This window comes from Plectonema radiosum NIES-515 (assembly GCF_025753815.1).
Lineage (GTDB): Bacteria > Cyanobacteriota > Cyanobacteriia > Cyanobacteriales > Nostocaceae > Hassallia > Hassallia radiosum_A.
Window position 1 is genome coordinate 1 of the sequence record NZ_JAOWRF010000397.1, and the last position, 7,764, is coordinate 7,764.

Below are 7,764 nucleotides of genomic sequence, written 5' to 3' on the forward strand. Positions count from 1 at the left end.
CTCCCCAGGCACCATCGTCACAAAATTGTCACGCTCACCTTCATATCGCCTGATTAAACTAGTATTAACGAAAACATTAGTTTCGTCCTCACACCATACCGTTGCTCTCTTGTTAAATAAATAACAAGAGAGTTTTTTTGTGTCCAAAGTTACTATATTACTGGTATAAAAAGAAAGGGGGATATTTATGGCGATTAATTGCCATAGATATCCCCTCATTTTTCGCTCTTTCCTTATTTTCCAAATAATACCCGTCGGATTCCGTAATCCGTGTTGAATTGTTTGAATTTATTCCGTAACCAACAAATATTTAAAGAGAATAAAACAGGATGTCTACTGCAATTAAATGTCCTACCAATCGACCAATCTTGCGATTGGGTGCAACTAGTCCATTTGTCAAAGAAATGCAAAAAGCATTAAACCAGCGGCTTGCAGAACTGGATACTTTATCAGATTATCCTTTACAGGTTCTTGTCACAAGTCACTTTGAAGAACAAACCCAAGATGCTGTTAAATATTTTCAGTGTCTTGCCTTCCTCAAAACAGATGGTATTGTCGGAAAAGATACCTGGACATATTTGTGTGAAGGTGCAAATAGTTTGCCAGAGTTAAGTCAAGGAAGTAGCGGTTCTCTGGTGAAAGCAGTTCAGCAAGCGCTTAAGAATGGTAAATATTATTCTGGTGAAGTCGATGGCATCTTTGGCACGAAAACAACTGAAGCAATAGAAGCTTTTCAGGCATCACGCTATCAACAACCCAACGGCATCATTGGATATCGGACATGGAATGCTTTAAGTAGATTCCATGCCCATATCTCTGGCTGTATTATTGATACTTTCGATTAATCAGTAGACATTAAAAGTAAAATACTCTCTTCTGTAGTGAAGGCTTCAGCCCTCACTAAATTTAGGCAAGCTATTTCTCTATGAAAACTAAATCTTCAGGTTGAACAGTTAATTTGATATTTTGACCATCGACTTTCACCACAAAATCAAATCCTGTCACATGACTATCTGGGAGAATTATAACTTTATCTTTCTTCGATTCCAAAAAGTTAATAAATCCGTCTAGAGCTACACTCCCATCATTAATAGCGAGATAATCAAGCAGCCGGCGAAACAGTTTTGGTAAAATAACAACTTTGTCGATGATAGTTTCCAACTCTTCCAATACAAAACCTTTATTAGTTTTATCTGATGCCCATAAACCCTTTTTATCACTCCGAGCTTTTTCGGTGACAGCAATTAATTGCTTGCGGATATCAGGATATAATTTGGAGTAAAAGGTAGGGTAAACTAAGCCTTTAGCTAAGAGATGAGAATTTGCGCTTTTTTTTAGTAAAGGTTTTTCTAAAAAGATGTTGCTGCCATCTTCTTGTTCCGAATTGCCTTTAAAGACAAAAGCTACAGCTCTGCCATACTTGTCTGCAAAACGGGTGAGGATGAAACCAGGTACTTCTTCGGGTTCTGCGGCAGTAATTAGTTGATTGGAACCACGGGTAACGTTTTGAAATCCCAAAAATTTTAGGAGTTCGCTAGCAGCTCCATCAGCAAATTCTCCTGGTTGGTGCTGTATGCCGATACTACCCATTTTCGGGCGATAATGTGTTTCCAAAGCATCGATCGCATCTAAACGCAGCTGGGCACCCCCTGAACGGTTGGTGCTGACTGCTGTCTCCAATGTCTTCCACAATTCGGGGTTGTGCGGATAAAAGCGGATAGAATCACCATCAGGAGCAGTTTTGACGATTCTGAAGTTGCCCTGGATAAGCGTCATTGTCATTTTTTGGGTTCCTTTGATGAAGATGAACTACAACAGTTAGTTTTACAGGAATTTTGGATACACGCGATCGCAAGTGCTCTTTGCATCGCATTTCCACCATAGGCAAATCAAGTTAGTCATCGCGATCGCTCAAAATAATTGCTCCCGGATCTCATTCTCTCGCTAAACTTATGTTAAGCAAACGTCCAGTTTGCTCCTCACAGAACACTTCTGCTCTCTTGTTGGGTAACTAGCAAGAGGGCTTTTTTTATATAAAGGGGAATAAGGACAGGGTAAGCTGTTCTTGAGATGTAGCAGTTTCCAGCCCCACAAACAAATTACATATTTGAGCCAAACTCAATATGAACGAGTTACAAGCAATTCTCAACGCTTTCGACCAAAGCCAAAAAAGCGGTGAAACCTCTTAAGATTCGCGATCGCTGACAAAGTGATTTTCATCCGTCGCGAAATAGTCTATAATTAAATATCTATAAATAAAAACGCCATCGCTGTGGTGAGGCTTCTTAAGAGACTACAATAAACTTTCAGCCGCATGTACTGCCACAGCGATCGCATTCTTCACGGCAGTATCTTTCTCTGACAAAATCACATTTTCACTCTTTGTCCGCTGGGCAACTACAGCACAAACAGCACCAGCTGCAAATTGATATACTCCCGCCATCTTAAAAAGAGTACCACATTCCATTTCATAATTCAAGACATTTAAACGCCGGTATTCTTCAGTTATGCCATCAAGCGATCGCATTAAATATGGATTTGCCGAATCAGTGCGTTCCTGTCCTTCGTAAAAAGTATCTACCGATGCCGTAATCCCCATATAATGCGAAATCTCTAACTTGCGTGCAGCATTAACCAGCGCTACCGTGAGAAATGGATCGGCTGCTGCGGGATACTCCACAGGTGCAATATCATTCGCTGCGCCTTGCCGACATAATGCCGCACTGCTAATTACAATACTACCGACAGTTACATCAGGTTGAATTGAACCGCAAGTACCAATGCGAATAATTTGCCGAATTCCTACTTGCACCAACTCATTCACCACAATACTCAAAGAAGGTGCACCCATACCACTAGTAGCAGATAAAACGGGGCGATTATTTGGCAAATATCCTAGATAACTATTAAGTCCGCGATTTTCCGACAACAAACGCACATCATGCAAATAAGTTTCAGCAATTAAACGAGCGCGTTCCGGATCGCCAGATAATAAAGTTATGCTGGGAGGCTGTGAACCCAAATCATCTTGTCCAAAGCCAATGTGATATAAGCGGTTATTTGTCATAAGTAGATTATATTCTTTGTAATACATTATGTAGTATAATCAAGATAGTTACCGCTCATGCAGTAACTGATTGTCATATCAAAATCAAAAGGAAGTCTATATGATTCCCCGATCGCACGTCCGCAATATTGGTATATCTGCTCACATTGACTCTGGGAAAACTACGTTATCAGAGCGAATTCTCTTCTACACAGGCAGAATCCACGCGATAGAAGAAGTGAGGGGAGGCGGAAAGGGTGCGACGATGGACTTCATGGACTTAGAAAAAGAACATGGTATCACCATCACCTCAGCAGCGACAACTTGCCAATGGCACGATACCCAAATCAACTTAATAGACACACCAGGACACGTAGACTTCACCATAGAAGTAGAACGTTCTCTGCGGGTGTTGGATGGGGCTGTAATGGTGCTGTGTGCGGTGGGGGGTGTGCAGTCCCAATCCATCACCGTAGACCGCCAAATGAAGCGATATCGCGTGCCGCGTTTGGCGTTCATCAACAAGATGGATCGCCTTGGTGCTGAGCCATTTCGTGTAGTACAAGCGATGCGAGACAAGTTGCAATTGAATGCTGTCTTACTTCAGTACCCGATTGGTAGTGAAGATAACTTTCAAGGGGTGATTGACCTCGTGGAAATGACGGCTCACTATTATGAAGGTGAGAACGGGGAAAATTGGGTGAAAAAGTTAATTCCCGATGCTTTGATGCATGAAGCACAACAAGCACGGGAAAAGTTGCTTGACGCTTTGTCGCTGTTCTCCGAAGCAATGACCGAACAGCTAATAGAGGGTAAGGAAGTTCCCCAAGAACTGCAAAGGCAAATCATCCGTCAAGCAACTTTAAGCTTGGAACTGACTCCAGTGTTGCTGGGTTCGGCATTCAAAAATAAGGGTGTGCAAAACTTGTTAGATGCGATCGCTCTTTATCTACCATCACCTATAGATAGGGAAGTAGTCAAAACCGCAGAATCGGTGAGTATCTATCCTAACCCTGATGATTCTTTAGTGGCTTTGGCATTCAAACTGACTGTAGAATCCTTTGGACAATTGACCTACATCCGCATCTACTCCGGAACGCTGAAACCAGGTGACACTGTATACAACTCGCGTACCGGGAAACGAGTGCAAATTAATCGCTTAGTGAGAATGCACGCCAACAAGCGAGAAGAAGTGCAAGTCGCTGTGGCAGGAGATATTATTGCTCTGTTGGGTGTAGATTGTGCATCTGGCGATACACTTTGCTCAGGGGAACCACTATCTTTAGAAAGAATGTTTGTGCCGCAACCAGTGATTACGCTATCGATTATGGCTAAAAAACAGGAATCGAGCGATCGCTTATCCAAAGCACTCAACCGCTTTCAAAAAGAAGACCCCACCTTCTGTGTTACTCACGACCCCGAATCTAGCGCTACTCTGATTTCTGGGATGGGTGAACTCCATCTACAAATCTACATTGAGCGCATCCAACGCGAATATAATGCTGAAGTTTACGTCAGTAAACCGGCGGTAGCATATCGAGAAACCATCTTGCAAAAAGCTACCTTCGACTACCGACTCAAAAAACAGACGGGTGGTTCTGGTCAGTTTGCCCAGGTTACTGGGTGGATTTCACCGACAAGCGAACCGTTTGTGTTTGAAAACCGCGTAGTTGGTGGTGTAATTCCCAAAGAGTACATCGTAGCTTGTGAAAAAGGTTTCCGGGAGGCGATGCAATCAGGACAGCTAGAAGGCTATCTTGTTACTGGGGTGAAAGTCGTTCTTGCAGGAGGTTCATATCACCCAATCGATTCAAGTGAAATTGCTTTTCGGTCAGCAGCGCATCAAGCTTTTGAACAAGCTTTTATCAAAGCAAATCCTTGCATTTTAGAACCAATTATGCTTGTAGAAGTGGAAACCCCGAATGAGTTTTTTGGAAGAGTTCAGGGAGATTTATCTTCCCGTCGGGGTTTGCTATTAGGTTCCGAGACAATGCTCTCATACACGGTAATTCGGGCTGAAGTACCATTAGCAAAGATGTTTGGGTATTCAACAGACTTGCGATCGCTTACCTCTGGGATGGCAACTTTCTCAATGGAGTTTGCTTGCTATCGGCAAGCTTTAGCAGTGAAGTCATAATCAACACATAAAAATAGGCAGACTTAAGAAGTCTGCCTTTTCTGTACTTTGTTTTTCCAATGTTGTACTTAGCCTAAGTTGAGAGTCTTTTTATTTTTGCATTTGCCAAGGAGCATACCACCACCAATAGCGAGCATACCGAAAACAAGGCTAGGTTCAGGTACAGTGCGGAACGAGTGGTTATCGCTTTCAAATCCACCACCGTATTTTGCTTCTTGGGAAATCACAATTTTGTTGAAGTATTCATTTGTGTTGTCTGCAAAGAACTGAAGGTAGCTATTACCTTGATAGTACGTTTTGCTTCCGGGTGCTGATTGTATAGAACTATCACCTGCCTTTGGTCCTGGATGTAGTTCAGAGTAGAGGGCAAACTTACCGATGTCCGCAGTTGCAAAGGTTTTGATTAAGGTGTTTCCATTGAAGAAAGAGAGAGTATTACCAGGGTGAGCAGCACCCCAGTCTAAACCGAAAGATTTTGTCAGACTCTCTAAGCTAATTGTGACGGAGTTACCAGCCATAACTTGCAGATACTTGGAAGTGTTTTTCTCACCATTTGGACCAACTGGTGCCCAAGTGTTGCTTGTAACTTGCTTCTGACCATTTGCATTACTGAATGAGTACTGAGCAAATCCAGTAGTTGGTGCTGTACCTTGGACTGTTTTACCTTTTGCATCCTTGGTATTGTTGAAGTCAATCGTGATTGCATTTTTGTCTTGGGTATAGGCACCTTGATTGGTTTCTCCGTTAGGACCTGTAGTACCTGTGCTCATGGTAAAGGATATAGCGTGAGCAGCATCTGCGTAGGAGAAGGAAGCGATCGCTCCTAAAGATAAAGCAGCAATGGAAGCAAATTTCTTGAGAAACATGATTTTCAGCTCGTGTCGTTTTCCGTGTCTTCAGTCCATTATGTGATTTATTAATTACAAACACTATGAAAACATTACTGAACTTTGATTTTTCTTTGAACCAAAATAATTTGTAATTTATTTAACTAGTTTTCAGAGAAAAATAAGTGATTTTACTTTTAAAGACGTGAAGAGAAGCAAGGTAAAAGAACTAATAGTTGTGAAGAAACGAATTATTAATCAACAAATCCAGTGTCCTTTTTAAGGCAATACCTTGGTGTTAAGGATTTTCGGTACTGATTTTAGACCTGTAGAGACGCGATCGTCCGAAGTCTCTACGCTCGTATTTTCGGCTTAACACCAACGGTATTGCTTTTATATAGCAGAATCAACAAATAAAAATAGGCAGACTCATATGTCTGCCTATCATGTTATTATTTATTTTTTTATTGTATGTAAAAATACGAAGGAAGAGATAAACGCACCTCTACAAACTTGTAATTAACCGAGTTTATCCCAAATTGAGAGACTTCTGATTTTTGCGCTTGCGGAGTAACAGACCACCAACAGCTAGCAATCCTAAAGCCACACCTGGTTCAGGTACAGCAGTTGTGCCGTTCTCGAAATCAAAACCCTTAGCTCCTGCATGGAAGGAGTGGTTGTCAGTTTCAAATCCACCACCTCCTACCTGAGAAATGACAATCTTGTTAAAGGTATCTTTATTGCTTTCTGAGTAGAAGTGAACGTAGCCATTACCTTGAATGTATTGGTTGGTTGTCGGGTCTAGTTTTGCTCCATCTTCATTGCTACCAGGATGTAATGCAGAGTAAATAGCAAAACCACCCGCTAAATCAATATCTTTAGTTGTAAAGCTGTTTACTAACTTATCACCATTGAAGAAGGAGTAAGTATTATTTGTGTGTGCTGCACCCCAGTCAATACCGAAGTAGTTCAGATTCTTTTCCAGGTTAATTATAGCGTTGCTGCCTTCAAAAACTTCCAAATAGTTAGAATCGTTTTTCTCACCCTTTGCCCCAACTGGTGCCCACATATCTGACCAAACACCACTGTTATTGCCAGAGAATGAGTATTTGGCAAATCCAGTGGTTGGTACTTTACCAGAATTGAAGTCAACCGTTACCACGTCTTTATTCTTAGAAAACTCCGAAAAAGCACCTTGGTTTGTTTTCCCATCAATACTTTCAATACCTGTGGTTACTTTGAATGTAACAGCGTGAGCCGATTCAGCATAGGAGAAGGAAGCGATCGCACTTAGAGATAAAGCAGCAATTGAAGCAAATTTTTTGATAAACATGATGTTTGGCTCTGGTCGTTTTCCGTGTCTTGAGCCAATTATGTGATTTGTTAGATACAAAAAATAGGCTATATTTACGGAATTTGCTTTTTTGCTTCAATTGACGAAAAATGTGACATATTTAACTATTTATCAAAGATAAACCAGTGGTTTTACTTGGAAATACGTCAAGATAAACAAGGTAAACGAACTAATATTTGTGAAGAAACGAATTATTGATAAAGAATTTGTGTATCTGTCCTTCGTTGTTTTAAAGAGTAATGAAGAACCGGGAAATTTATTTTTGTGTTTCAGAAAAAGGCAGGTGGGGCAAATCTGCCAAAGACTTGATATTAAAGCATATTGAACCTCGCATGACTAGAAGTCACGCGATTCCTACTTCAACGAGTCCTGCCTGGATGACTCCAGGACTTACAGATTC

The 7,764-nt window shown here is 41.3% G+C and carries 6 protein-coding genes; 2 read left to right on the top strand and 4 right to left on the bottom strand.

All coding sequences use genetic code 11. The features are described from left to right. Positions 1–329: 329 nt before the first annotated feature. Positions 330–845 (top strand): peptidoglycan-binding domain-containing protein, encoded by a 516-nt coding sequence (locus OGM63_RS28065; RefSeq protein ID WP_263749026.1) that lies wholly within the window; start codon positions 330–332, stop codon positions 843–845. Between the two features lie 70 nt (positions 846–915). Here the strand turns inward: OGM63_RS28065 and OGM63_RS28070 are convergent, their stop codons facing one another. Beyond that, a complete protein-coding gene (locus OGM63_RS28070) occupies positions 916–1,776 on the bottom strand; it encodes a thermonuclease family protein (RefSeq protein WP_263749027.1) in 861 nt (286 codons plus the stop codon). Between the two features lie 517 nt (positions 1,777–2,293). Further along, a complete protein-coding gene (locus OGM63_RS28075) occupies positions 2,294–3,067 on the bottom strand; it encodes a nucleoside phosphorylase (RefSeq protein WP_263749028.1) in 774 nt (257 codons plus the stop codon). A gap of 70 nt (positions 3,068–3,137) precedes the next feature. Here OGM63_RS28075 and fusA point away from each other — a divergent pair, with 70 nt between their 5' ends. Next, positions 3,138–5,183: an elongation factor G gene (gene fusA, locus OGM63_RS28080; protein ID WP_263749029.1), complete on the top strand. Its 2,046-nt coding sequence runs from the start codon at positions 3,138–3,140 to the stop codon at positions 5,181–5,183. 68 nt (positions 5,184–5,251) lie between these two features. Here the strand turns inward: fusA and OGM63_RS28085 are convergent, their stop codons facing one another. After that, positions 5,252–6,049: an Npun_F0296 family exosortase-dependent surface protein gene (locus tag OGM63_RS28085; protein WP_263749030.1), complete on the bottom strand. Its 798-nt coding sequence runs from the start codon at positions 6,047–6,049 to the stop codon at positions 5,252–5,254. A gap of 490 nt (positions 6,050–6,539) precedes the next feature. After that, positions 6,540–7,343: an Npun_F0296 family exosortase-dependent surface protein gene (locus OGM63_RS28090; protein WP_263749031.1), complete on the bottom strand. Its 804-nt coding sequence runs from the start codon at positions 7,341–7,343 to the stop codon at positions 6,540–6,542. Positions 7,344–7,764: the final 421 nt, after the last annotated feature.